The organism is Amycolatopsis sp. NPDC114478, assembly GCF_055633805.1.
Genome location: NZ_JBVKDO010000020.1, coordinates 141,540 through 165,913, shown reverse-complemented (window position 1 = coordinate 165,913; position 24,374 = coordinate 141,540). Strand labels below are relative to the sequence as shown.

Here is a 24,374-nt window from a genome sequence, read left to right as displayed (position 1 = left end):
CTGCACCGAGGGTGCCCTGATCGCCGGGGGCCAACCACTCGGGCGCCGGATCTGGCACGATCGGGCCGTGGCCACGACGCGGCGGAGGCAGGCGCTCGCGATGGCGGCCGCCCTGGTCCTGGTGCTCTCGGCGTGTAGCTCCGGGTTCGGCGACCTCAAGCTGCGGATCGCCGCGGGCAACCCGGGCGGCGTCTACGACAAGCTCGCGCAGACCCTCGCCACGGCCTGGGCCGCGGGCCTGGACATCGACCGGCCCACCGTGCTGCAGACCCAGGGCTCACCCGACAACATCGACAAGGTGCTCGCCGGGACCGCCGACGTCGCGTTCGTCGCCGCCGACGTCGCCGCCGACCGGTACAAGACCGACCCGCGGCTGACCACCCTCGCCCGGATCCACGACGACTACCTGCACATCGTCGTCCGCACCGACTCCGACATCCAGAACGTCCGGCAGCTGCGCGGCCACCGGATCGCGACGGGCGCGCCGTCCTCGGGCGTCGAGTACATCGCCCGCCGGCTGCTGCAGGCGACCGACCTCACCGGGGCGGTCACCACCAGCGCCCGCGGGCTCGACGACTCCGTCAAGGCCCTGCTCAACGGCGACATCGACGCCTTCTTCTGGTCCGGCGGCCTGCCGACCCCGGTGCTGGCCGGCTACAACGGCAAGCAGTCGCTGCGCCTGCTCGACATCGCCGACGTGATGCCGAAGATGCAGGAGATCAACCAGGTCTACGGCACCGCGTCCATCCCGGCGAGCACCTACAACCAGCCGGGCCCGGTGACGACGCTGCTGGTGCCGAACTTCCTGATCGTCCCGAAGTCGATGAGCGACGACGTCGCCGAGGCGCTGGTCCGCGGCCTGTTCGACGCGCGCCAGCAGCTGGCGCTGGCGAACCCGGCGGCGCTGTCGATCGACGTCCACCCGGGCATCGAGACCCAGCCGATCCCGCTGCACCCCGGCGCGCTGCGGTACTACCGCGACAAGAAGACCTAGGCGGCCGGGAACGTCATCGTGATCCGCAGGCCGCCGCCGTCGGGCAGGTCGAGCGCCAGCTCGCCGTCGGAGTGCGCGGTCAGCTCGCTGACGATCGCCAGGCCCAGCCCCGATCCCGGCACGTTCTGGTGCGCCGGGCTGCGCCAGAACCGGTCCAGCGCGCGGTCGAGCTCCTCGGGCGGCAGGCCGGGGCCGTGGTCGCGGACGGACAGGCGCACCCGGTCGCCGTCGCGTTCGACGGCGACCCGGATCTCGGTGCCGGAGGCGGTGAACTTCAGCGCGTTGTCGAGCAGCGCGTCCAGGATCGTCTCGGCGCCGCGCGGCGGCATCCGGACGCGGGCGCCGTCGCCCGCAGCGTCGACGACCAGCCGCACGTCCCGGGCCTCGCCGACCACCGACCAGTCGGCGACGCGCTCGGCGACGGCTTCGTCGAGCACCACCGGGTCCAGCTCGCCGCCGGAGGCTTCGGCGCGGGCCATCGAGAGGAGGCCGTCGAGGATCTGGTGCAGCCGTCCGGCGTCGACCCGCGCGGCCTCCAGGTCGGCGGCGGACTGGTCGTCGACGACGTGGCCGTCGAGGTTCCCGAGCCGGATCTTCAGCGCGGTCAGCGGGTTGCGCAGCTGGTGGGAGGCGTCCGCGACGAACGCGCGCTGCGCGGCCAGGGCGCCCGACACGCTCTCGGCCATCCGGTCGAAGGAGCGGCCGAGCTGCCGCAGCTCCGGCGGTCCGCCGCCCTCCCCCACCGGTTCGGCTTCGCGTCCGCTGACCACGGACGCCACCAGCGCGCCGGTCGCGTCGTCGAGCCGCTTGACCGGCTTGAGGATCCACCGCACGACCGGGATCGCCACGGCCAGCGCCAGCACGAAGGCGAGGATGCCGCCCGCGGCGAGCAGCAGCCACCACCACAGCACGGCGGCGCGTTCGGAGTCGGTGGTGGACACGGTGAGCACCGCCCCGCGCACCTCGCCGTCGGCGAGCACCGGCTCGGCGAGCACCAGCGGCGTCGAGTCCCACGGCATCAGCACGCCGGCGGGCTGCGACCGGCGCCCGGCCAGCGCCTCGTGGACCGGGTCGCTGATCCGCTCGTCCTTGAGGTCGATCCGCGCGGCGGCCGGGCCGAGCGCCGAGACGACCGGGCGGCCGTCCTGGTCGACGACCACCACCTGGACGCCGTACACCTCGGCGTAGCGGCGCACGTCGGGCTCGATCAGGTACGGCTTGTTGTCCAGCAGCGGCCGCTGCGCCAGCGACGCGAAGCGGGCGGTGTCGGTGAGCCGGTCGAGGAAGAGGTCCTGCTGCGCGCCCGCGGCGATCGAGATGGCCAGCGGGATGCCGAGGCCGAACACCAGCAGCGCCACCAGCGTCAGCACGATGCCCTGCAGCCGGACGCGCACGCCCCTCAGCTCCGGGCGGCCGCGCCGCCGAGCCGGTAGCCGACCCCGCGGACCGTTTCGATCAGCGCGGGGCGGCCCAGCTTCGTCCGCAGCGTCGCGACGTGGACGTCCAGTGACCGGCTCTCCGCGGCACCCCGGTGACCCCACACCTCGGTGAGCACGTGCTCGCGCGAGCACACCGCGCCGCGCGCGCCGGCGACCAGGGCGAGCACCTGGAACTCCTTGCGGGACAACGCGATCGCGCGTCCGTCGACCAGCACCTCGTGCCGGGCGAGGTCGACGCTTACGTCGCCCACCTCGATGACCACCGGCTCGGTGACCGTGTGCTCCGGACGGCGGCGGCGCACCGCTTCGACGCGGGCGAGCAGCTCCTCGACGTCGTAGGGCTTGACTAGATAGTCGTCGGCGCCCGCGCGCAGGCCCCGGATCCGGTCGTCGACCTCGCCGCGGGCCGACACGACGATGATCGCGACGTCGCTGACCGCGCGGATCTGGGTGCACAGGGTGACGCCGTCGATGTCCGGCAGGCCCAGGTCGAGCAGGATGACGTCGACCTCGTGGACGCGTTCGAGCACGCCGGCGCCGGTCGCCAGCCGGGCGATCGCCAGGCCGCGGCGGGTCAGCGCCGGGATGAGCGCGCCCGCGACCCGGTCGTCGTCCTCCACCAGCAGCACCCGCACCCGTCCGCCTCCCATGGTGACCCCGCTCCACCGGCCGGTAGCGCCGAACTCTAGGACGTCCCGGCTCACCGCGCACGGGCCACCCGGACGGTGACTGTGGGTTACGCTGATGCCGATACCCCCAAAAGGGACATCGATACGCAGTTGAAACCCTAAGTATTGCTCAACTCGGCTTGCCAGCCGGGGAAGCAACGGTAGGTTCTCGCCATCGCGTGGTGACCCACGCCGCATTCGAACGACCCTGGAGGCCAGATGACCGCGGAGGTGGCGGCGCCGATGATCAAGGCGTCCGCCGTGAACAAGTACTTCGGCGACCTGCACGTACTCAGGGAAATCACGCTCGAGGTGCCTCGCGGCCAGGTCGTCGTGGTGCTGGGTCCGTCGGGGTCGGGCAAGTCGACCCTGTGCCGGGCGATCAACCGGCTCGAGCCGATCAACTCGGGCGAGATCGCCGTGGACGGTGTCCCCCTGCCCGCCGAAGGCAAGGCCCTCGCGGCCCTGCGCGCCGACGTCGGCATGGTGTTCCAGTCGTTCAACCTGTTCGCGCACAAGACCATCCTCGAAAACGTGATGCTGGCGCCGACGAAGGTCCGCAAGGCCTCGAAGGACGAAGCGCGCAAGACGGCGATGGAGCTGCTGGAGCGCGTCGGCATCGCCAACCAGGCCGACAAGTACCCGGCGCAGCTGTCCGGCGGCCAGCAGCAGCGCGTGGCGATCGCGCGGGCGCTGGCGATGCGGCCCAAGGTCATGCTGTTCGACGAGCCGACCTCGGCGCTGGACCCGGAGATGGTCCAGGAGGTCCTCGACGTCATGACCGGCCTGGCCAAGGACGGCATGACGATGCTGGTCGTCACCCACGAGATGGGCTTCGCCCGCCGGGCAGCCGATCGGGTGATCTTCATGGCCGACGGCGAGATCGTCGAGGACACGACGCCGGAAGCGTTCTTCACCGCGCCCAAGAGCGAGCGCGCGAAGGACTTCCTCGGCAAGATCCTGACCCACTGAGCATTTTCCCCGGCCCGAGGCCGGACGAGATTCGGAAGGAACACCTGAAACGATGCGGTTGAACCGAGTTCTGCAGGTCGGCGCGGTCGTGATGGCCGCCGGGCTGGCCCTGACGGCCTGCGGCGGCGGGTCCGGCAGCGGTGCGAGCGGCGACAAGAACCTGGTCCAGCGGGCCAAGGACAGCAAGAAGCTGACCATCGGCATCAAGTTCGACCAGCCGGGCCTCGGCCTGAAGAAGCCGGACGGCACCTACGCCGGCTTCGACGTCGACGTCGCGAAGTACATCGCGAAGCAGCTCGGTGTCGAAGAGTCGGGGATCACCTGGAAGGAAGCGCAGTCGGCGCAGCGCGAGGACCTGATCAAGAAGGGTGAGGTCGACTTCATCGTCGCCACCTACTCGATCACCGACAAGCGCAAGAACGACGTCTCCTTCGGCGGCCCGTACTTCGTCGCGCACCAGGACCTGCTGGTGCGGTCGGACACCACCGACATCACCGGCCCCGAGTCGCTGACCGGCAACAAGAAGCTGTGCTCGGTCAAGGGCTCGACCCCGGCGCAGAACGTGAAGTCGAAGTACGCCAAGGACGTGCAGCTGCAGGAGGTCGGCAAGTACACCGACTGCGTGACCGCGCTCCTGAACGGCACCGTCGACGCGATGACCACCGACGACGTCATCCTGGCCGGCTACGCCGCGCAGCAGCCCGGCAAGCTGAAGCTGGTCGGCAAGGGCTTCTCCGACGAGAACTACGGCGTCGGCCTGAAGAAGGACGACGCGGACGGCAAGGCCGCGATCAACAAGGCGATCCAGGCCATGGAGCAGGACGGCTCCTGGGAGAAGGCGCTGCAGACCAACGTCGGCCCGTCGGGCTACAAGATCCCGGCCGCCCCGGCGATCGCGCCCTGATATCCGGTTTGTGAAGACGAACGGTGCGCCGTGAAAGCGGCGCACCGTTCCCATACCGAGGCCAGGTTGGACAACCGTGTTCGATTTCCTCAAAAACCCTGACTACGACCTCGTCGGCGCGTTCTGGACGACGCTCCAGCTGACGTTCTTCTCGGCGATCGGGGCGCTCGTCTGGGGCACGATCCTCGTCGCGATGCGGGTCAGTCCGGTGCCGATCATGCGCGGCTTCGCGACGGCGTACGTGAACATCTTCCGGAACACCCCGCTGACCGTGATCATCATCTTCACGTCGCTGGGTCTTTCGTCCACGCTGGGCATCAACCTGGCCGCCGCGAACTCGCCGACGTCGCTGGCCGACAACGCGTTCCGGCTGGCCGTGCTGGGCTTCGTCGTCTACACGGCGACGTTCGTGTGCGAGTCGCTGCGGTCGGGCATCAACACCGTCCCGGTCGGGCAGGCGGAGGCGGCGCGGGCCCTCGGGCTCAGCTTCGTGCAGGTGCTGGGCCTGATCGTCCTGCCGCAGGCGTTCCGCTCGGTGATCGCGCCGCTGGCGAACGTCCTGATCGCGCTGCTCAAGAACACCACGGTCGCCTCGGTGATCGGCGTCGCGGAGGCGTCGCTGCTGATGTCGACGATGGTCGAGAACGAGTCCGACTCGCTGTTCCTGGTCTTCATCCTCTTCGCCCTGGTGTTCGTCGCGCTGGTGCTGCCGCTCGGCCTGCTGCTCGGCTGGGTCGCCAAGAAAGCCGAGGTCAAGCGATGAGCACGCAGTCCGTCCTCTACGACGTCCCGGGCCCGAAGGCTCGCGCGCGCAACTGGCTCTACACGGTCCTGTTCGTGCTGGTGCTGCTCCTGGTGGCCTGGTTCGTCTACACCGGCTTCGACGAGAAGGGCCAATGGGCGGGCGCGCTCTGGAAGCCGTTCATCGAGGGCTCGACCTGGACGCAGTTCCTGCTGCCCGGCCTGCTGAAGACGCTCGAAGCGGCCGCGCTGTCCATCGTGATCGCGCTGCCGATCGGTGCCCTGCTCGGCATCGGCCGGCTGTCCCAGCACAAGTGGGTCCGGATCCCGGTCGGCGCGGTGGTCGAGTTCTTCCGCGCCATCCCGGTGCTGCTGCTGATGGTGTTCGGCGCGGCGCTGTACGCGTACTACACCCCGATCGCGGCGGACACCCGTCCGCTGTTCGCCGCCGTGACGGGCCTGGTGCTCTACAACGGCTCGGTGCTGGCCGAGGTGTTCCGCGCGGGCATCCTGTCGCTCCCGAAGGGACAGACCGAAGCGGCCTCGGCGCTGGGCCTGCGCAAGACACAGCTGATGACCAACGTGCTGCTCCCCCAGGCCATCACGCTGATGCTGCCGGCCCTGGTGAGCCAGCTGGTGGTCATCCTGAAGGACACGGCGCTCGCCGGTCAGCTGACCATCGGCTACGACGAGCTGATCCGCGGGTCCGGGCCGATCACCGGCAACTTCAACAACACGATCCCGACGCTGATCGTCATCGCGATCATCTTCATCACGCTCAACCTGCTCCTGTCGTGGTTCGCCTCCTGGCTGGAGCGCAAGCTCTCGCGGCGGAAGAAGGCACCGCGGGGCGCGAAGCCGATGGAAGCCGCCCCGGCGGCGGTGACCGCGTCGACCGATTTCGCCACCGGGAACAGCTCGGGCGGACTCTGAGCTCCACCGGAAGCGGGTGGGTGCGCGCGTCGCACTCACCCGCTTTTTCTTTGCCCTGGGTTGTCGTACTCGGGGGTCTCCCCTAGCGTCGGGCGCATGGGTGTCGCACTGGTGACCGGCAGCTCCCGCGGACTCGGCCGGGTGATCGCGCGCAGACTGGCGCGCGACGGGCTCGCCGTCGCGGTCAACGGCCACCACGACGACGCCGACCTCAAGACGGCGGCGGAGGGCATCCTCGCGGAGGGTGGCAAGGCGGCGGCGTTCGCCGCGGACGTGACGGACCGCCGTCAGGTCGGCGAGCTCGTCGACGGCGTCACGGCGCTGCTGGGCCCGATCACGGTGCTGGTGCTGAACGCGACCGGCCCCCAGCCGGAGGCCCCGGTGTCCCAAGTGGACTGGCCGGAGCACCTGGCGCAGCTGGACTTCTTCGTGCGGTCCCCGGTGCTGCTGGGCCACGCGGCGCTGCCGGGCATGCGCGCCCGCGGCTTCGGGCGCATCGTGCACATCGACTCGGAGGTGGCGGACCGCCCCCCACCCGGCCGTTCGGCGTACGCGACGGCGAAGAGCGCCCAGATCGGCCTGACCCGCGCGTGGGCGCGCGAGCTGGCCCCGGACGGCATCACGGTGAACACGGTGGCCCCGGGTTTCGTCCCGGTGGAGCGCCACGCAGAGGTCGACGAGGAGGAGCGCGAGGCATACCGCGCGACGGTCCCGGCGGGCCGCCTCGGAACCCCGGAGGACGTGGCGGCGGCGGTGAGCTTCTTCGCGTCGGAGGAGGCGGGGTTCATCACGGGCCAGCGCCTACTGGTGGACGGCGGCCGAGCCCTCGGCTGAACTGCAGCACCGCCAGCACGCCGAGGATCAGCACCAGGGCCAGCGTCAGCGCCGTCCACATGGCGACGTGCAGCTGCAACAACCCCCCGGCCAGCGCACCCACCAGCATCGCCCCCACGGCCGCCACCTTCCGCAGCGGGTGCGACCCCGGTCCCCCAGCCGCCTTCGAATCGGCCGCGAAACCCGTCAACGTCATGGTCAACACCGTCGTCGTCAGGTCGGGCGCGCCGATGCGGCGGACCGCCGCGTTCTGCAGGCCCATCGCCACGCCCAGCACGACGATCAGCAGCTCGCTGCCCACCCGCGTCCCGCTGCCGAGCGTTGCCGACAGCACCACGGCCACCGCCACCAGCGCCGCTTGGACCGCGGTCGCCTGCCGGAGGGCGTCGTAGTCGTCGTCACGGCGGGCCAGCCGGCCGCCGGCGAGCGCGCCCGCCAGGAACGCCAGCACCGCGGTCAGCGACGCGAGCACCGACAGCGTCGCCTCGCCCGCCGCCGCGAAGCCGAGGAACACCACGTTGCCGGTCATGTTGGCCACGAACACCCGGCCCAGCCCGAGGAAGCTGACCGCGTCGACGACCCCGGTCACGACGGTCAGCGTCAGCAGCAGCGCGGCCAGGTCGCGCGGTTTCGGTTCAGCCATGCGCGCAGTCAACCACCGCGCGGGTCAGCTCGCGGTGCCCGAGCGCGTCGGTGCTGTCGACGAACTGGTCGATCGCCCCGATCACCGGCGTGTCACCGACCAGGGCCCGGACGAACCGTTCGGCGTGGATCACCTGGAACGGGCGGTCGAAGAAGCAGCTCACACGCGGCTCGACGGGGTCGGTGAGGCCGAGGGCGTTGTGCTGCCCGGCGACGTTTTCGCAGGCCGCGACGAAGTGTCGTTCGCGCTCCCGCCAGTCCGTCGCGGCGAGGGCGCCGGTGAGGTGCGGGGTCAACGCCTTGGCCGCGGGCAGCCGCGCGAAGGCGCTCCCGAGGTCGTCGTGCACAGCCCCGCCGGTGAACTCGGCGAAGACCTGGGTCGGGGTGGCGAGCCAGTCGCGGCGGCCGGCGTGCCGCGGGTCGAAGCCGAGGAAACCGCGCACCCATTCGTCGAGCGTCGCGACTTCGAGTTTCGTCGGGTGCCCCAGGAAAGGTCGAGCGCGGTGTCGACGCCGAGGACCTCCGAGCCGGGCCCGACGAGCGCGGCGGTGTGCGGCCCGCCGACGACCGGCGCGACGGCTTCAGCGTAGAACCGGCGGCTCAGGTCGATTCCGGAAAGCGACGTCATGAATGCCAGTGTGGCTTACTAACGGGCGAAGCGCGCTTCATTATGCGAAGCTGCTTCGCAGGCGCTTCGCGGGCGGAATCCGTTGTCGCACAGGCAGAACAGCAACATCCGTTCCGGTGAACCCCTGCGCGGCAGGGGCCGTTTTGTCGGTGGTTGCCTTTAGCGTGCGGGCATGACCGAAAAGAGCACGGTGCGCACGCGGGAGATGGGCGTCGAGTTGAAGGCCCAGCGCGAGGCGAAACAGATGTCCCTGCGCGAGGTGGCCCGGCGCGCCCACTGGTCGGCGTCGAAGGTGTCCGGCTGGGAGAACGGCAGGCGCATCTCCCCGATCGACCTGGCGATCTACCTCGCGCACTGCGGCACCGAGGCACCCGAGCGCGAGCGGCTGCTGCACCTGACCCGGCCACCGAGTGAGCTGTACTGGGTGCGGCCGTACTTCGACGAGCTCGTCGACCCGATGAAATCCCTGATCATCCAGGAAAACCTGGCGACGGCGGTGATCTCGAACAGCCCGGCGGCCCTGCCGGGCATGCTCCAGACCGAGGACTACGTGCGCAGCGTCTACGAGCTGTCCGGCCGCTACACGACGGACCGCCTGAAGACGCTGGTCCGCGCGAGGATCGACCGGCAACGGCTGCTGCAGCGCCGAAACCCGCCCCACTGCGTCTACTTCCTGTACGAGCACACGCTGCGTTCGATCCTGCGCGACCCGGCGTTGATGCACGAACAGCTGCAGTCGTTGGTACTGGCCACGAACCTCCCCCACTGCACGATCCGAGTCGTGCCAGCATCCGCACCGCCGTACCACCTGGTCGGCAGCCGGTTCACCATCTTGGAGTTCGCGGAGCACCCACCGGTGGCGTACGAGGAGACGTTCGCCGCGGGGCTGTTCGTCGACGACCGCGTGGCGGTCGAGGCGTTCTACGTCCTGCGCACGCGCCTGGAACAGGCGGCGTTGTCCGAACGCGAGTCGCGGGAGTTCCTGGTCCGCCTGACGGAGGAGTTCGACCTCATGGCGAAGTGAGCAACACCCCGGCTCACGCGACCACGGTCACCGGCGAGCAGCACCCCCGAGCCCCGCCACAGACACCACGCTCAGCTGACCCGTTCCCCGTCGTGCCAGACCGCGCGGACCCGGCCCGGCAGGTCCGTCACGTCCAAGTCCGTGCCGTCGAGGAGCACCACGTCCGCCCGCAGCCCCGCCTCGACGCGCCCCCTGTCGTCCTCCAGCCTGAGCAGACGCGCCGCCTCGGACGTGGCCGCCCTCAACGCCGCCGCGTCTCCCAAAACCTTGGCTAACAACCTCAACTCGGTCGTCAAGTCGACATGGGGACGCGGCGCCAGGTCCGAGCCCGCGGCGATCCGGACGCCCGCCTCCACCGCGAGGCGCAGCGAACGCCGGTGCGTCTCGGCGAACTCCGTCTCGCTCATCGGCGACAACGTCGGCACGTACCAAGCGTCCGCCAGCGCCGCGACGGCGGAATCGTCGAGGAACGTGCCGTGCTCGATGCTGCGCGCCCCCGCGCGGGCCGCCGACACCACTGCCGCCGCGGTGTGCGCGTGTGCCAGGACGTCGCGGCCGCAGCGGACGGCCTCGTCGACCACCGCGGCGAGCTCCTCGTCGGTCGGGCGGACGTCCACGCCCGCGCGGACCGCCCGCATCGAGCCACTCGCGCCGACCTTGATCCAGTCGGCGCCCGCGCGCATCATCCGGCGGACGGCCGCGCGGGCGGCGTCCGGCCCGTCGAACAACGGGTCCGGCAGCGACGGGTCACCGTAGTTGTCGACAGCGCCCGCGGCCGGGTCCCACGCGTCGCCGAGCCCGCCGGTCGGCCCCAGCTGACGCAGGCTGACCAGCAGGTCCGGCCCGGAAATCCACCCCTGGGCCAGCGCGTGCTTGAACCCGGCGTCGGCGCCCCACGCGTCCCGCACGGTCGTGATCCCGCGCGCCAGCAACCGCCGCAACACCGGCACCGCCTCGAGAATCCGGGCGCTGCGCGGCAACGGCTCGGGCCGCCGGAACGCGACGTGCACGTGGCAGTCGATGAGCCCCGGGATCAGCAGCCCACCGGAACAGTCGACGGGCGAGCCGTCGAGACCGAGCCCGACTTCGGCGATCCGCGCGCCGTCGAGCCGGACGTCGGCGCGGGTCGTCTCGCCGGTCTCGGGGTCGAACACGCGCGCCCCGGCGAGCACCGTCACGCGAAAGCCTTGCGGTAGACGAGGAAATCGCACGGCGTGGCCAGCGACGGCGCCAGGTGCGGGTAGTCCACGGCGAGGTCGGCGCGGTGCGTGACGCGGTAGCCGAGCCGGTCGTACCACTCGGCGAGGAACTGCTTGGCCGGGTGCGTCCACTCGCGCGGCACCAGCAGTTCGAGCTGCATCTCGCGGCAGCCCGCGTCCCGGCTCACCCGCTCGGCGAACGCCACCAGCTCACGCCCGATACCGAGGCCGCGCCGCGCGGGGTCGGCCGCGAGCATGCCGAACTCGCCGGTCGCCTCGTCGAGCCGCTGGACGCGCACCGACCCGGCGAGGTCACCGTCCACGAAGGCGACGGCGATCTCGCCGGCCCGCACGAGCCCGGCCACCTCGTCGGCGGACGTCCGGTCGGCGTTCCCCTGCCAAAGGCCCTTCTCGGACTCGGCGTAGACCTGGTTCACCAAGGCAGCGATCCGGGCGATCAAGGCGAGGTCGGCGGACGGCGGCAGCAGTTCGATCTCCAGCACCCCACCATCCTGCCGGGATCACGGCTTCAGCGCTCGCACGCAGTGCAGGAACCCGCCAGCCCGGCTTTCCGACTCCACCTCGAAGCCGGCCTCCGCGAGCATCGGCGAAATCCGTTCGACCGGGTTGTCCCGCATCCCCGGCCCGGCGATCGCGCCCACGAGGTGCCGGCCCAGGCGTCCGCGGGGCGGGCGGAAGTCCGCCAGCAGGATCCGGCCGGCGGGACGCGGACCCGGAACATCTCGCGGAACGCCCTGCCCCGCACCGGTTCCGGGATGTGGTGCACGGCGAGGCTGGACACCACGACGTCGAACGAGCCGTCCGGCTCCTCGGCCCGGCCCACTGCGAACGCCAAGGCGTGCTGGATCGCTCCTGTGCGCCTGCGCGTCCGGCTGTCCGTGCAGCAGCTGGCCGGCTGAGGCCGTGACCGAGTCAGCCCGCAAGGTCCGGATGAGCGCCCCGGACCGCCGCGAATCGATCCTCGCCGCCGCCATCGAGGTCTGCGCCGAGGTCGGCTACCTGCGGGGCGAGACCTCCGCCGTGGCGCGCCGGGTCGGCGTCAGCGAGCCCGCCGTGGTCGACCGCGCCGCGGACCACGTCTGCCGGCTGATCGACCGCACGACCGACAGCGCGGCGCCGGTCGCCGGACTGCTCGAGACGATGCTGGACCCCGGCCGCGGTCGAAGCCAAGCTCGCCGCCGGCACGCTCGGCTTCCTGCTGGCGCCGCGGAAAATGAAGACGCTCGCGAACCGGCTTGGTCGCACGGTTCGCGAGCGTCGGGAGGGAAGCGTTACTTGTCGCGGCGGAAGAGCTTGTTGCCCAGCCACACGATCGGGTCGTACTTGCGGTCGGCGACGCGCTCCTTCATCGGGATGAGCGCGTTGTCGGTGATGTGGATGCCTTCCGGGCAGACCTCGCTGCAGCACTTGGTGATGTTGCAGTAGCCGAGGCCGTGCTCCTCCTGAGCCGCGTCACGCCGGTCCGCGACGTCGAGCGGGTGCATCTCCAGCTCGGCGATGCGCATCAGGTACCGCGGGCCGGCGAAGGCTTCCTTGTTCTCCTCGTGGTCGCGCACCACGTGGCAGGTGTTCTGGCACAGGAAGCACTCGATGCACTTCCGGAACTCCTGCGAACGCTCGACGTCGACCTGGTGCATCCGGTACTCACCGGGCTTGAGGTCCGCGGGCGGGGTGAACGACGGGATCTCCCGGGCCTTCGTGTAGTTGAACGACACGTCGGTGACGAGGTCGCGGATCACCGGGAACGTCCGCATCGGCGTCACCGTGATCACCTCCTCCTCGGTGAACGTCGACATCCGCGTCATGCACAGCAGGCGCGGCTTGCCGTTGATCTCCGCCGAGCACGAGCCGCACTTGCCCGCCTTACAGTTCCAGCGCACCGCGAGGTCCGACGCCTGGGTGGCCTGCAGCCGGTGGATGATGTCGAGGACGACCTCGCCCTCGTTCACCTCCACCGTGAAGTCCTGCAGCTCGCCGCCCGTGTCGTCGCCGCGCCAGACCCGGAAACTTCCCTTGTAGCTCATGCCTTGCTCCCGGGGTGCGCTTCGAGCTCGTCGTCGGTGTAGTACTTCCCGAGTTCGCCGAATTCGAACAGCTCCAGCAGGTCCTGCCGCAGCGGCACCTGCTCCTTCACCTCGACGTCGATGTCCGGGACGACCGGGTTCTCCCCGTCCGAAGCCGAGCACACCAGCAGCTTGTGCCGCCACTCGGCGTCCATGCCCGGGAAGTCGTCGCGCGTGTGCCCGCCACGGCTCTCCGTACGCGTCAACGCGGCCTTCGCGACGCACTCGCTGACCATCAGCATGTTGCGCAGGTCGATCGCGAGGTGCCAGCCCGGGTTGAACTGCCGGTGCCCTTCCACCGTGACGCGCTTGATCCGCTGCCGCAGTTCGGCGAGCTTCGTCAGCGCCTGCTCGATCTCGCCGGCCTTGCGGATGATGCCGACCAGGTCGTTCATCGACTGCTGCAGCTCGGTGTGCAGGGTGTAGGGGTTCTCGGCCGTGGTGCCCTCGGCCGGGTCGAACGGCGCGAGCGCCATCGTCGCCGCGGCGTCCACATCGGACTGCTCGACCGCGGGCCGCTCGGTCAGGCCGAGCACGTACTCGGCCGCGCCGAGGCCCGCGCGGCGACCGAACACCAGCAGGTCGGACAGCGAGTTGCCGCCGAGCCGGTTGGACCCGTGCATGCCGCCCGAGCACTCGCCGGCGGCGAACAGGCCGGGCACGCTCGCCGCGGCCGTGTCCGGGTCGACCTCGATGCCGCCCATGACGTAGTGGCAGGTCGGGCCGACCTCCATCGGCTCCGCCGTGATGTCGACGTCCGCCAGCTCCTTGAACTGGTGGTACATCGACGGCAGCCGCTTCTTGATCTCCTCGGCCGGCAGCCGGCTGGCGATGTCGAGGAAGACGCCGCCGTGCGGGGAGCCGCGGCCCTCCTTGACCTCGGAGTTGATCGCGCGGGCCACCTCGTCGCGGGGCAGCAGGTCCGGCGTGCGCCGGTTGTTGTCCGCGTCGGCGTACCAGCGGTCGGCTTCCTCTTCGCTTTCGGCGTACTGGCCCTTGAACACGTCGGGCACGTACTCGAACATGAACCGCTTGCCGTCGGAGTTCTTGAGCACGCCGCCGTCGCCGCGCACGCCCTCGGTGACGAGGATGCCCTTGACGCTGGGCGGCCAGACCATCCCGGTCGGGTGGAACTGGACGAACTCCATGTTGATGAGCTTCGCGCCCGCCCGCAGGGCCAGCGCGTGGCCGTCGCCGGTGTACTCCCAGGAGTTCGACGTCACCTTGAACGACTTGCCGATACCGCCGGTGGCGAGCACGACCGCGGGCGCCTCGAAGAGGATGAACCGGCCGCTCTCGCGCCAGTAGCCGAACGCGCCGGCGATCTTCCCGTCGGTGGTGAGCAGCTCGGTGACCGTGCACTCGGCGAAGACCTTGATCTTCGCTTCGTAGTCACCGGTCTCGGCGAAGTCCTCCTGCTGCAGCGAAACGATCTTCTGCTGCATCGTGCGGATCAGCTCGAGGCCGGTGCGGTCACCGACGTGCGCCAGCCGCGGGTAGGTGTGCCCGCCGAAGTTGCGCTGGCTGATCCGGCCGTCGGCGGTGCGGTCGAAGAGCGCGCCGTAGGTCTCGAGCTCCCAGACGCGGTCCGGCGCCTCCTTGGCGTGCAGCTCGGCCATCCGCCAGTTGTTGAGGAACTTCCCGCCGCGCATGGTGTCGCGGAAGTGGACCTGCCAGTTGTCGTTCGAGTTCGCGTTGCCCATCGACGCCGCGCACCCGCCCTCGGCCATCACCGTGTGCGCCTTGCCGAACAGGGACTTGCAGACGACGGCGACGCGGAAACCGCGTTCGCGCGCCTCGATCACAGCTCGGAGACCGGCGCCACCGGCACCGATCACCACCACGTCGTAGCTGTGCCGTTCGACCTCGGTCATAGAAGAATTCCACCTCGGAACTGGGGACGTCGTTGTCGGGAGGGGCAGGGCGTCAGTTCACGAATCTCAGGTCCGTGATCGCCCCGCTGGCCACGAGCATGACGTAGAAGTCGGTCAGCACCAGCGTGCCGAGCGTCGTCCAGGCCAGCGCCATGTGGCGGGTGTTGAGCTTCGAGACCTTGGTCCAGATCCAGTAGCGCACCGGATGCTTGGAGAAGTGCTTCAGCCTGCCACCGGTCACGTGCCGGCACGAGTGGCAGGAAAGCGTGTACGCCCACAGCAGGACCACGTTGCCGAGCAGGACGATATTGCCCAGCCCGAACCCGAAACCGCCGGTCTTCCCGTGGAACGCCGTGATCGCGTCGTAGGTGTTGATCAGCGAGACGATCAGCGCGACGTAGAAGAAGTAGCGGTGGACGTTCTGGATGATGAGCGGCAGCCGCGTCTCGCCGGTGTACTTCGCGTGCGGTTCCGCGACGGCGCAGGCGGGCGGGGAGAACCACACGGCCCGGTAGTAGGCCTTGCGGTAGTAGTAGCACGTCAGGCGGAACCCGAGCAGGAACGGCAGCACGACGAACCCGAGCGGGATGAACCCGGGCAGGTCGCCGAACCAGTGGCCGAAGTGGCTCGAGCCCTCGACGCAGGAAGTGGACAGGCAGGGCGAGTAGAACGGCGTCAGGTAGTGGTAGTCGGGCACCCAGTACGCGGTGCGCACGAACGACCGGACCGTCGCGTAGATGATGAACGCCGACAGTCCGAGCACGGTCAGCAGCGGCTGGAGCCACCACCGGTCCGTGCGGAGGGTGCGCTCGGCGATCCGGGCCCGCTTGGGGGCCCGGACGCCGGTGCCGACGCCGTTGTCAGCGGGAGCGCTCACCGCTGGTCGCGCTGGTAGCCGCCGACGCCTTCGTCATCGGCGCCGTGCCACAGCGACGGGTCGTACGGCGTGTCGGGTACGGGGACGCGTTCGGCCGCCTTCGCCTGGGCGGGCACCGCGAGCGGCGTGCCGTCGAGGTCCGCGGTGTCGATGTCGAGGCGCTCCACGTCGTTCGCGAGCCGGCGGACCGCCGACGCGTCGCCGTAACGAGAGCGCAGTGCGCCGACGCACTGCCGGAGCTGGCCGATGGTTCGCCGCAGCTCGGCGATCTCGGAGGTGGACATCAATCCTCCCGGTGTGGTGGGGCCGGCGAAGCCGGGCGATCACTCGCCCTACGGCTTTACCGCGCGTCGTGCAGTGTGACAACTAGCACACTAACGGTTCCGGGGGTGATCGGGGTCACGCGGGTCGATCTTCTGAATCGATTTTGATTCGGCGTTTTCGCGAGGTACTGTGGCCAGTGTCACGACCCAGAGGCGCCAGCGCTGCCGTCCCGCGGACCACCCCACACCAGTGATCCGGAGCCGGACATGAGCCCCACCCCCGCCACGAAGCTGCACCGAGTCGTCGCCGACGTCACCGAGCGCATCGCCGCGCGCAGTGCCGCGACCCGCGCCGCCTACCTCGGCCGCACGGCCGCCGCGTACGAAGAAGGCCCGGTCCGCCGCGGTCTCGCGTGCAGCAACCTCGCCCACGGCTTCGCCGCCATGGACGGCGTCGACAAGGAAGCCCTGCGGGCCGCGCGCGCCCCGGGCGTCGCGATCGTCTCGTCCTACAACGACATGCTGTCGGCGCACCAGCCGATGCAGGAGTACCCGGCCTGGCTGAAGAAGTCCGTCCGTTCCGCGGGCGGGGTCGCCCAGTTCGCCGGCGGCGTGCCCGCGATGTGCGACGGCATCACCCAGGGCCGCGCCGGCATGGAGCTGTCCCTGTTCAGCCGCGAGGTCATCGCGATGTCGACGGCCATCGCGCTCTCCCACGACATGTTCGACGCGGCGCTGCTGCTGGGCGTCTGCGACAAGATCGTGCCCGGCCTGCTGATCGGCGCCCTGTCGTTCGGGCACCTGCCCGCTCTGCTGGTCCCGGCCGGCCCGATGAACTCCGGGCTGCCGAACAAGGAGAAGGCGCGCGTCCGGCAGCTGTACGCCGAAGGCCTCGCGACGCGCGAAGACCTCCTGGACGCCGAAGCGGCGTCGTACCACTCGGCCGGCACCTGCACGTTCTACGGCACGGCCAACTCCAACCAGATGGTCGTCGAGGTGATGGGCCTGCACCTGCCCGGCGCCAGTTTCGTCCAGCCCGGCTCGGCGCTGCGTCAGGCGCTCACCGAAGAAGCCGGACGCCGGATCGTCGCCATCTCGCGCGGCGAGGAGTACACGCCGGTCTCGCGGATCCTCGACGAGAAGGCGTTCGTCAACGGTGTCATCGCGCTGCTCGCCACCGGCGGCTCGACCAACCACACGATGCACCTGGTCGCGATCGCCGCGGCCGCGGGCATCCAGCTGACCTGGGACGACTTCTCCGACCTCTCGGCCGTCGTGCCGCTGCTGGCGCGGGTCTACCCGAACGGCAGCGCCGACATCAACCACTTCCACGCCGCCGGCGGCATCCAGTTCCTGGTCGGCACGCTGCTCGACGCCGGGCTGCTGCACGAGGACGTGCACACGGTCGCCGGGTTCGGGCTGCACCGCTACCGCGCCGAGCCGATCCTGTCCGACGGCGAGCTGGTCTGGCGCGACGTGCCGACCCGCAGCCTCGACGAGGACGTGCTGCGCCCGGCGTGGCGCCCGTTCGCCGCGGACGGCGGGCTGCGGATGGTCGAGGGCAACCTCGGCCGCGGGGTGGTCAAGGTGTCGGCGGTCGCGCCCGAGCACCGGGTCGTCCAGGCGCCGGCGCGGGTGTTCACCACCCAGGAGGCGTTCAAGACCGCGTTCGAGGCCGGCGAGCTGGACCGCGACGTCGTCGTGGTGCTCCGGCAGCAGGGGCCGCGGGCCAACGGCATGCCGGAGCTGCACGGCCTCACGCCGGCGCTCGGCGTGCTGATGGACCGCGGGCACGCCGTGGCGTTGCTCACCGACGGCCGCATGTCGGGCGCGTCGGGCAAGATCCCGGCCGCCATCCAGGTGACGCCGGAAGCCGCGGCGGGCGGCCCGATCGCGCGCATCGCCGACGGCGACGTCGTGCGGCTCGACGCGGCCACGGGCAGCCTCGACGTGCTCGTCGGTGACGAAGAACTCGCCCGCCGTGAGCTTGTGGACTCGCCGCCGTCCGAAGCATCCTGGACCGGCACCGGCCGAGAGCTGTTCGCCGCGTTGCGCCGTGCCGTCGGCCCCGCTGACCAGGGCGCTTCGGTGTTCGGCGGCTTGATGCCGGAGCACTTCGGAACGCCCGCTTTCACAACCCAGGAGGTCGGTCAGTGACCACCGGTCAGGACCTGCTCGAGCTGTCCCCCGTGATGCCCGTCGTGGTGATCGACGACGCCGACGACGCGGTGCCGACGGCCCGGGCCCTGCTCGCCGGCGGGATCGGGGTCATCGAGCTGACCCTGCGCACCCCGGCGGCGTTGCCGGCGATCGAGCGCGTCGCCACCGAGGTACCGGAGATCGTCATCGGCGCCGGCACCGTCACGGCGGCTGACCACGCGAAGCAGGCGGCGGACGCGGGGGCGAAGTTCCTCGTGACGCCGGGTTGCACCGACGCGGTCGTCGACGCGTGCTTCGAGACCGGGCTGCCGTTCCTGCCCGGCGCGAGCACCGTGTCCGAGGCGATGCGGCTGGCCGAGCGCGGGCTCACGGCGTTGAAGTTCTTCCCGGCCGAGGCGTCCGGCGGGGTTGCGTACCTGAAGTCGATCGCGGGCCCGTTGCCGTCGTTGAAGTTCTGCCCGACCGGCGGGATCACGGTCGCGTCGGCGCCTTCGTACCTGGCGTTGCCGAACGTCGGCTGCATCGGCGGTTCATGGCTGACGGCCTCGCTCGACCCTGCCACGATCGAGAAGCTGGCCGCGGAAGCCGCGCAGCTGTAGCGGAGATCACCCCGTGTCGTAGCGACGCCCCGAACGGCGGAATACGCGTCCGCATCGCGGGAGCACCGTTCCAGTTCCCTGGAACGGTGCTCCGAGCGGGTGTGGCGGCAGTCATGAATCCCGCTGAATATCGACCGCGAAAACGCGGTGATCCACTTCCTGAACGACGCCCGCCATTCCTTTCACGCAATCTATAGCGGAGAAGAGATCCTCGGCGTCCCCGAAGAACGGGTGCGCGCGGAGATCGACTCCTACAACCAGGACTTCTGCCACGCATCGGACCGCCGGTTCCTGTTCGGCATTCTCGCCCGCCACCCGCAGCTGCTTTCCCTGGAGAAGGTCGAAGTCGACACGATGCCGGCCGCGCTGATCCGCGAGTTCCACACGTGCGTCGCGCGGTACGTCGACCCGGCGCTGCCGCTGGTGTTCAAGCCGGCCAACCAGCTGCAGGAGCGGATCGTCCGGGAGATCCCGCCGAGCGAGCTGCCGCGGGTGTTCGCGCACGAGCTGTTCTCGACGGCACCGTTCGTCCCGCTGAACCCCGGCACGGCCACGGGCCGGCTGCGCGCGTTCCGCACGGAAGCCGAGTACCGCGCCGCGACGCTGGACTGGTCGGACATCATCGTGATGGACCGCGTCCCCGACGACATCCCCCGGCTGTCGGGCATCGTCAACGCCGCCACACGACACCGTTGTCGCACACCAACGTCCTTGCCACCGGCTGGCAGATCCCGAACGCCGTCCAGGTCGGCGCCCTGGCCGTCGCGGTGGCTGATGCTGTTGATGGTGCAGGGCATCGCAATGTTCACGCTGGTCCGGATCTGCCAGGTGAACCTGTTCCAGCCGATCCTGGAGTCGAAGTCGCTCTCGGTGAACTGGTACGGCGCGGTACTGGCCGCCATGACGGTCTTCGAAGCCTTGGGCGCGGCTCGTCCGCACCGCCTCCGCCGCGCGATCGGCCCGGTGGGCTCGGTGTTCGCGCTGACGATCGTGATGGCGTTGTGTCTCGGTGTGGTCGTGTTCGCGGGTTCCTTGCGACGGTGGTCCTGTTGTGCGTCTTCGCAGTGGCGACGGGGGATTTCGTTCCCGGTGCGGAAGCAGCTGCTGAACGACTCGATCCCGGACCCCCGCTACCGCGCGACGCTCCTGTCGATGGAGTCCATTGTGGACCGAGCGGTGTGCGCCCTGGTGGCGGTGGCGCTGGGCGCGTACCTGGCGGCCGGGCAGCTCGACGAGTTCCTGGTGCTCTCGGCGGTGGTGACGTGCGCGGTGATGGGGTTGCTGGCGGTGTTGCTGCTGGCGGTCCGCAAGCACCGCTCGGACCGGCGGCGGCCGGCCCGGCGGGAGACGGTGTCCGCCACCTCCCCATGAGGGAGGCACCGCCGGCCGTCAGTCGATGACGGCGTCGTCCAGGAGGGTGGACTCCGCGCCGTACTCGCGGAGCTCCTCCCTGATCACCGTGTACGCCAGCCCCTGCGGGTAGCCCTTGCGGGCGAGGAAGCCGAGCAGCCGGCGCAGCGCCGTCTGCTCGTCGACGTTGCCCAGGGACCCGAGGCGCTTGCGGACCAGTTCCCTGGCCATCTGCTCCTCGGACTCGCGGTCGACCTCGCCCGCCGCCTGCGCGGCGACCTCACCGTCGACGCCCTTGCGCCGCAGCTCGGCCACCAGCGCGGTGCGGGACAGCCCCTGGTTCGCGTGGCGGGACTTCACCCACAGCTGGGCGAACTCCTCGTCGTTGACCAGCCCCGCCTGATCGAGCTTGCCGAGCAGGGTTTGGCTGGTTTCCTCGTCGAATCCCTTGCGGTGCAACGCCTGCCGGAGCTCTTCCTGAGTCCGCGGCCGCGCGGCCAGGAGATCGAAGCAGATCTCCTTGGCCTTCTTGTACCGCTCCTCGGGAGGAAGCTCGGCGGGCGGCACCTTGGGCGCCCTCGCCACCTGAGTCACTCCTTCGTCACGCCCCACCGCGAACCACGGCCACGGCGGGGCTCATCCGCACCGGACCTCAGAAGTCGACCGGCGCCGGAACAGCTTCGACGGCTTCCGCGTCGAGCTGCGGGCCGATGCCGAGCTTCTCCTTGATCCGCTTCTCGATCTCGTTGGCGATGTCCGGGTTGTCGCGCAGGAACCGGCGCGCGTTCTCCTTGCCCTGGCCGAGCTGGTCGCCTTCGTAGGTGTACCAGGCGCCGGACTTGCGCACGATGGACTGGTCGACACCCATGTCGATCAGCGAGCCCTCGCGGGAGATGCCCTGGCCGTACAGGATGTCGAACTCGGCCTGCTTGAAGGGCGGGGCCACCTTGTTCTTGACGACCTTGACGCGGGTCCGGTTGCCGACCGCCTCGCCGCCGTCCTTCATCGTCTCGATGCGGCGCACGTCCAGGCGGACCGACGCGTAGAACTTCAGCGCCTTACCACCGGTGGTCGTCTCCGGGGAGCCGAACATGACGCCGACCTTCTCGCGGAGCTGGTTGATGAAGATCGCCGTGGTGCCCGAGTTGGACAGCGCACCGGTGATCTTCCGCAGCGCCTGGCTCATCAGGCGGGCCTGGAGACCGACGTGCGAGTCACCCATCTCGCCCTCGATCTCGGCGCGCGGCACGAGCGCGGCCACGGAGTCGATGACCAGGATGTCGAGCGCGCCGGAGCGGATCAGCATGTCCGCGATCTCCAGCGCCTGCTCACCGGTGTCCGGCTGGGAGACGAGCAGCGCGTCGGTGTCGACGCCGAGGGCCTTGGCGTACTCCGGGTCGAGCGCGTGCTCCGCGTCGATGAACGCCGCGATGCCGCCGGCGCGCTGCGCGTTCGCCACCGCGTGCAGGGCGACCGTCGTCTTACCGGAGGACTCCGGGCCGTAGATCTCGACGACCCGGCCGCGGGGCAGCCCGCCGATGCCGAGCGCGACGTCGAGGGCGATCGAGCCGGTGGGAATCACGGCGATGGGCGGCCGGGTGTCCTCGCCGAGGCGCATCACCGAGCCCTTGCCGTACTGCTTGTCGATCTGCGCGAGCGCGAGCTCGAGCGCCTTGTCCTTGTCGGGTGCTGCAGGCATGGAAGTCCACCTCGCTGGTCGAAGCCCCGGCTCTCCGGGGGCTCTGTGTCGGTTCTTCAGCTGTCCGGTCCGACGCTAGCGGCGGGGACCGACAATTCCAGGCGCGGCGCCCAATCTGTGGATCGCTGGACCCGATGTGGACAACACCATAGACGAACACCTGTTCGAGGTCCGCAGCGACACACCCTTGCGCTAGGATTTTCGCCCACCCGGGTCGCGTGCCCGGGGATCCGCCCAGGTCAGCGCCGTTCGCGGGGGACGTCGAAGGCGTCGCAGACCTCTCGCCAGACCTCTTTGGCCGGGATTCCCGCGGTCAGCGCCTGGTCGACGGTGCGGCCGCCGAGCCCGCTGAGCACGTGGTCCCGGGCCAGCACCTGGGCCCGTCCGGGGCCGAACTCCTCGGCCATCAGCCGCCGGAAAACCGTGATCCGCATCGGACCCACTCTAACCGGCGGGCGCGAACGGTCCGTTCGCGCCGTCTACTCCCCCGGCTGGACGCTCGCCTCGAAGTAGTCGGCCAGCGTGCCCGGCGTGGTCGCCACGGCCTGGTCGGCCGAATTCAGCTGGTAGATGAACCCGGCGAGCGGCCGGTCCGACACCGTGAACACGAGCACCGCCGACGTCCGGCCCGCGGCCGACGAGTAGTGCCCCTTGAGCCCGTTGCCACCCCAGTCGGCCTCGGTGCGGTCGCCGCCCGCGGAGGCGAGCAGGCCGTCGGTGTACTGCTTGAGCGTGTCGGCGTTGTCGCCCTGGACGTAGGTCACCTGCGTGCCCGCCCGGCCCGGCGCGGAGCAGGTCGAGGACACGCCGAGGCTCGCCGCCGGCGCCGCCGGGCCGTTGCCCATGCCCGGCTTGCAGTCGCCGGTGTCGGCGATCTTCCCGGCGAGCTGGCGCAGGCAGCCGGTGAGGCCCTTGGCGTCGGCCTGTCCCGGCGTCTTGCACTGGTCGGCGGTGTAGGTCGTCGCCGAGGACGACGCCGTCAGGAAGTACGTCAGCCCCGCAGCGAGCACCACGACGACCGCAGCCGCGATCCCGATGAGCAGCTTCTTCTTCCCGCCGGACTTCGGTTCTGCCTTCTCCGGGGGTGAGTACGCGGGGAAGTTCGACGGCACCGGCTGCGGCCCGCTCGGCGGGAAGTTCGACGGCGCGTACCCGGGGTACTGCGGCGGCGGAGGCGCGTACTGCGGGCGGTGCGGAACGGCACCGGCGGCCACGGCTCCTTCGACGTTCTGCGTCCGCGCGCCCAAGCCGTCGCGGGCGACGTGCTGGGCACCGAGCGCGACGGCGGTTTCCGGCTGGTCGAGGCTGCCCGGCACGACGCCGAGCTTCTCCGCGATCATCGCGGCGACCAGCGGCAGCCGGCTCGATCCGCCGACGAGGTAGATGCCGGCCAGCCGGTCCGGGGTCAGCCCGGACGAGCGCAGCGTCCGCGACAGCAGTTCGACGCTGCGCAGCATCGCCGGCCGGACCAGGCCTTCCAGCTCACCGCGCGTGACGAGGACGTCCTTGAACGGCTCGGGCATCGGTACCTCGGTCTGCGGGTGCCGCGACAGCGCCTCCTTGGCCGCCTTGACGTCTTCCTGCAGCGCGCGCCGGGTGCGGCGGTCGCCGGTGGACTCGGGACGCAGGAGCCGCTGCCAGCGCTGCGGGTCCGAGTGCGAGACCTCGCGCCCGACGTGCACCATCAGCGCCTGGTCGACGTCGAGGCCGCCGAGGTCGGGCAGGCCGTCCTCGGCGAGCACCGTGAAGCCGTTCTGCGTGGCGCCGACGACGGCGACGTCGAAGGTGCCCGCTCCGAGGTCGTAGACGGCGAGCGCCTGGCCGGGCGCCAGCGACTTGCCGGGGAACGACGCGAAGTGCGCGGCCGCGGCGACGGGTTCGGGCACCAGCAGGACGTTCTGGCCCATCCCGGCGAGCCGGGCGGCGGACATCAGGACGTTGCGGCGGGTCTGGCCCCACTGCGCGGGGTGGGTCAGCCGGACCTCGTCGGGCTGCTCGCCACCGAGCTGGCGGGAGGTTTCTTCGAGGACGCGGCGCAGGATGGCGGCCAGCGCGTCGGTCACCGGGACGACATCGGTGCCCAGCAGCAGGGTCTGCTCGTCGATGCGGCGCTTGGGGTTCGGCTCGAAGCGCGTCGGGTCGAGGCGGGCGCGGCGCTCGGCGTCGCGGCCGACCATGATCGTGCCCTCTTCGGTGGCGAACACCGCCGACGGCATGTTGGCCGAGCCGTCGACCTCGACGACCCGGGGCGGCATGCCGTGCGCCGAAAGGACGGCGACGGTGTTGGACGTCCCGAGGTCCACCGACAGGATCCGCACAGCACTCCCCTTCGCGAAACACGCCGTACACGGCGTTCGCGGTGATGCTGCCATGCGCGCGGTCACCGTGCGTGCGGACCCGGGAAAGTCGCCGGCGCTTGACGGAGAGGTGGATCACGGTGCACGATAGTTGCGCAGTTCGGTCAGCCGAGTTGCACGAACCGCGCAAAGG

At 70.6% G+C, this 24,374-nt stretch carries 26 protein-coding genes and 1 pseudogene; 10 read left to right on the top strand and 17 right to left on the bottom strand.

Annotation, left to right across the window (positions count from 1 at the left end; all coding sequences use genetic code 11):
* The first annotated feature begins 67 nt into the window (after nt 1-67).
* Nucleotides 68-994: a TAXI family TRAP transporter solute-binding subunit gene (locus tag ACZ7OH_RS40440; protein ID WP_470285730.1), complete on the top strand. Its 927-nt coding sequence runs from the start codon at nt 68-70 to the stop codon at nt 992-994.
* Here the strand turns inward: ACZ7OH_RS40440 and ACZ7OH_RS40435 are convergent.
* Together ACZ7OH_RS40435 and ACZ7OH_RS40430 are read right to left on the bottom strand one after the other, a co-directional pair.
* Entirely contained in the window at nt 991-2,388 is a 1,398-nt protein-coding gene (locus ACZ7OH_RS40435) for a sensor histidine kinase (protein WP_470285729.1), read from the bottom strand. The two genes, ACZ7OH_RS40440 and ACZ7OH_RS40435, sit on opposite strands and share 4 nt — an antisense overlap.
* A gap of 5 nt (nt 2,389-2,393) precedes the next feature.
* Nucleotides 2,394-3,068, bottom strand: coding sequence for a response regulator transcription factor (locus ACZ7OH_RS40430; protein ID WP_400893328.1), 675 nt, complete (start codon nt 3,066-3,068; stop codon nt 2,394-2,396).
* 276 nt (nt 3,069-3,344) lie between these two features.
* Between ACZ7OH_RS40430 and ACZ7OH_RS40425 the strand changes: the two genes are divergently transcribed.
* The 5 genes from ACZ7OH_RS40425 to ACZ7OH_RS40405 all read left to right on the top strand — a co-directional run bounded on the left by ACZ7OH_RS40425 (nt 3,345) and on the right by ACZ7OH_RS40405 (nt 7,485).
* Complete coding sequence (locus tag ACZ7OH_RS40425; protein ID WP_400893326.1) at nt 3,345-4,073, top strand: amino acid ABC transporter ATP-binding protein; 729 nt, start codon at nt 3,345-3,347, stop codon at nt 4,071-4,073.
* Between the two features lie 52 nt (nt 4,074-4,125).
* Entirely contained in the window at nt 4,126-4,977 is an 852-nt protein-coding gene (locus tag ACZ7OH_RS40420) for a glutamate ABC transporter substrate-binding protein (RefSeq protein ID WP_470285728.1), read from the top strand.
* Nucleotides 4,978-5,053: 76 nt separating this feature from the next.
* Nucleotides 5,054-5,740, top strand: a complete 687-nt coding sequence (locus tag ACZ7OH_RS40415) for an amino acid ABC transporter permease (protein WP_400889192.1) — start codon at nt 5,054-5,056, stop codon at nt 5,738-5,740.
* Nucleotides 5,737-6,651 carry an amino acid ABC transporter permease gene (locus ACZ7OH_RS40410; protein ID WP_470285727.1) on the top strand — a complete coding sequence of 305 codons (915 nt, stop codon included), beginning with the start codon at nt 5,737-5,739 and terminating at the stop codon, nt 6,649-6,651. The genes ACZ7OH_RS40415 and ACZ7OH_RS40410 overlap by 4 nt, the downstream gene beginning before the upstream one ends.
* Nucleotides 6,652-6,747: 96 nt before the next feature.
* A complete protein-coding gene (locus ACZ7OH_RS40405) occupies nt 6,748-7,485 on the top strand; it encodes an SDR family NAD(P)-dependent oxidoreductase (RefSeq protein ID WP_470285726.1) in 738 nt (245 codons plus the stop codon).
* Here ACZ7OH_RS40405 and ACZ7OH_RS40400 read toward each other — a convergent pair.
* Nucleotides 7,439-8,128 (bottom strand): YoaK family protein, encoded by a 690-nt coding sequence (locus ACZ7OH_RS40400; RefSeq protein WP_470285725.1) that lies wholly within the window; start codon nt 8,126-8,128, stop codon nt 7,439-7,441. The genes ACZ7OH_RS40405 and ACZ7OH_RS40400 overlap by 47 nt on opposite strands.
* Nucleotides 8,121-8,570 carry a hypothetical protein gene (locus tag ACZ7OH_RS40395; RefSeq protein ID WP_470285724.1) on the bottom strand — a complete coding sequence of 150 codons (450 nt, stop codon included), beginning with the start codon at nt 8,568-8,570 and terminating at the stop codon, nt 8,121-8,123. Before ACZ7OH_RS40395 ends, ACZ7OH_RS40400 begins: the two co-directional genes overlap by 8 nt.
* A gap of 357 nt (nt 8,571-8,927) precedes the next feature.
* Between ACZ7OH_RS40395 and ACZ7OH_RS40390 the strand changes: the two genes are divergently transcribed.
* Entirely contained in the window at nt 8,928-9,779 is an 852-nt protein-coding gene (locus ACZ7OH_RS40390) for a helix-turn-helix domain-containing protein (RefSeq protein WP_470285723.1), read from the top strand.
* A 71-nt stretch (nt 9,780-9,850) separates the two neighbouring features.
* Here ACZ7OH_RS40390 and ACZ7OH_RS40385 read toward each other — a convergent pair whose 3' ends face one another.
* From ACZ7OH_RS40385 to ACZ7OH_RS40345, 9 genes and pseudogenes are all read right to left on the bottom strand, one after another.
* A complete protein-coding gene (locus ACZ7OH_RS40385) occupies nt 9,851-10,957 on the bottom strand; it encodes an amidohydrolase family protein (RefSeq protein ID WP_470285722.1) in 1,107 nt (368 codons plus the stop codon).
* Nucleotides 10,954-11,481 carry a GNAT family N-acetyltransferase gene (locus ACZ7OH_RS40380; RefSeq protein WP_470285721.1) on the bottom strand — a complete coding sequence of 176 codons (528 nt, stop codon included), beginning with the start codon at nt 11,479-11,481 and terminating at the stop codon, nt 10,954-10,956. The genes ACZ7OH_RS40385 and ACZ7OH_RS40380 overlap by 4 nt, the downstream gene beginning before the upstream one ends.
* 18 nt (nt 11,482-11,499) lie before the next feature.
* Nucleotides 11,500-11,640, bottom strand: coding sequence for a hypothetical protein (locus ACZ7OH_RS40375; protein ID WP_470285766.1), 141 nt, complete (start codon nt 11,638-11,640; stop codon nt 11,500-11,502).
* Nucleotides 11,641-11,768: 128 nt separating this feature from the next.
* Nucleotides 11,769-11,822, bottom strand: a pseudogene (locus tag ACZ7OH_RS40370) (hypothetical protein); the annotation flags it as partial.
* Nucleotides 11,823-11,911: 89 nt separating this feature from the next.
* On the bottom strand, nt 11,912-12,244 hold the full coding sequence (locus tag ACZ7OH_RS40365) for a hypothetical protein (RefSeq protein ID WP_470285720.1): 333 nt from the start codon (nt 12,242-12,244) through the stop codon (nt 11,912-11,914).
* A gap of 26 nt (nt 12,245-12,270) precedes the next feature.
* A complete protein-coding gene (locus ACZ7OH_RS40360; protein WP_470285719.1) occupies nt 12,271-13,023 on the bottom strand; it encodes a succinate dehydrogenase/fumarate reductase iron-sulfur subunit in 753 nt (250 codons plus the stop codon).
* A complete protein-coding gene (locus ACZ7OH_RS40355; RefSeq protein ID WP_470285718.1) occupies nt 13,020-14,936 on the bottom strand; it encodes a fumarate reductase/succinate dehydrogenase flavoprotein subunit in 1,917 nt (638 codons plus the stop codon). The genes ACZ7OH_RS40360 and ACZ7OH_RS40355 overlap by 4 nt, the downstream gene beginning before the upstream one ends.
* Nucleotides 14,937-14,988: 52 nt before the next feature.
* Nucleotides 14,989-15,813: a hypothetical protein gene (locus tag ACZ7OH_RS40350; protein ID WP_400889160.1), complete on the bottom strand. Its 825-nt coding sequence runs from the start codon at nt 15,811-15,813 to the stop codon at nt 14,989-14,991.
* Nucleotides 15,810-16,097 carry a hypothetical protein gene (locus ACZ7OH_RS40345; RefSeq protein ID WP_436392654.1) on the bottom strand — a complete coding sequence of 96 codons (288 nt, stop codon included), beginning with the start codon at nt 16,095-16,097 and terminating at the stop codon, nt 15,810-15,812. Before ACZ7OH_RS40345 ends, ACZ7OH_RS40350 begins: the two co-directional genes overlap by 4 nt.
* A 246-nt stretch (nt 16,098-16,343) precedes the next feature.
* On the opposite strand from ACZ7OH_RS40345, the gene edd reads away from it, so the two are divergent.
* From edd to ACZ7OH_RS40330, 3 genes are all read left to right on the top strand, one after another.
* A complete protein-coding gene (gene edd / locus ACZ7OH_RS40340) occupies nt 16,344-18,233 on the top strand; it encodes a phosphogluconate dehydratase (RefSeq protein ID WP_470285717.1) in 1,890 nt (629 codons plus the stop codon).
* A complete protein-coding gene (gene eda / locus ACZ7OH_RS40335; protein WP_470285716.1) occupies nt 18,230-18,835 on the top strand; it encodes a bifunctional 4-hydroxy-2-oxoglutarate aldolase/2-dehydro-3-deoxy-phosphogluconate aldolase in 606 nt (201 codons plus the stop codon). The genes edd and eda overlap by 4 nt, the downstream gene beginning before the upstream one ends.
* 147 nt (nt 18,836-18,982) lie before the next feature.
* Complete coding sequence (locus tag ACZ7OH_RS40330; RefSeq protein ID WP_470285715.1) at nt 18,983-20,206, top strand: hypothetical protein; 1,224 nt, start codon at nt 18,983-18,985, stop codon at nt 20,204-20,206.
* Nucleotides 20,207-20,224: 18 nt separating this feature from the next.
* Here ACZ7OH_RS40330 and ACZ7OH_RS40325 read toward each other — a convergent pair whose 3' ends face one another.
* From ACZ7OH_RS40325 to ACZ7OH_RS40310, 4 genes are all read right to left on the bottom strand, one after another.
* Nucleotides 20,225-20,752 (bottom strand): regulatory protein RecX, encoded by a 528-nt coding sequence (locus ACZ7OH_RS40325; RefSeq protein ID WP_400893323.1) that lies wholly within the window; start codon nt 20,750-20,752, stop codon nt 20,225-20,227.
* Nucleotides 20,753-20,837: 85 nt separating this feature from the next.
* The gene (gene recA, locus ACZ7OH_RS40320; RefSeq protein WP_400889145.1) at nt 20,838-21,884 is read right to left on the bottom strand and encodes a recombinase RecA; all 1,047 of its coding nucleotides are present in this window, start codon (nt 21,882-21,884) and stop codon (nt 20,838-20,840) included.
* Nucleotides 21,885-22,123: 239 nt separating this feature from the next.
* Nucleotides 22,124-22,318 (bottom strand): DUF3046 domain-containing protein, encoded by a 195-nt coding sequence (locus ACZ7OH_RS40315; RefSeq protein ID WP_400889142.1) that lies wholly within the window; start codon nt 22,316-22,318, stop codon nt 22,124-22,126.
* Between the two features lie 45 nt (nt 22,319-22,363).
* Nucleotides 22,364-24,202 (bottom strand): Hsp70 family protein, encoded by a 1,839-nt coding sequence (locus tag ACZ7OH_RS40310; protein ID WP_470285714.1) that lies wholly within the window; start codon nt 24,200-24,202, stop codon nt 22,364-22,366.
* Between the last annotated feature and the right edge of the window lie 172 nt (nt 24,203-24,374).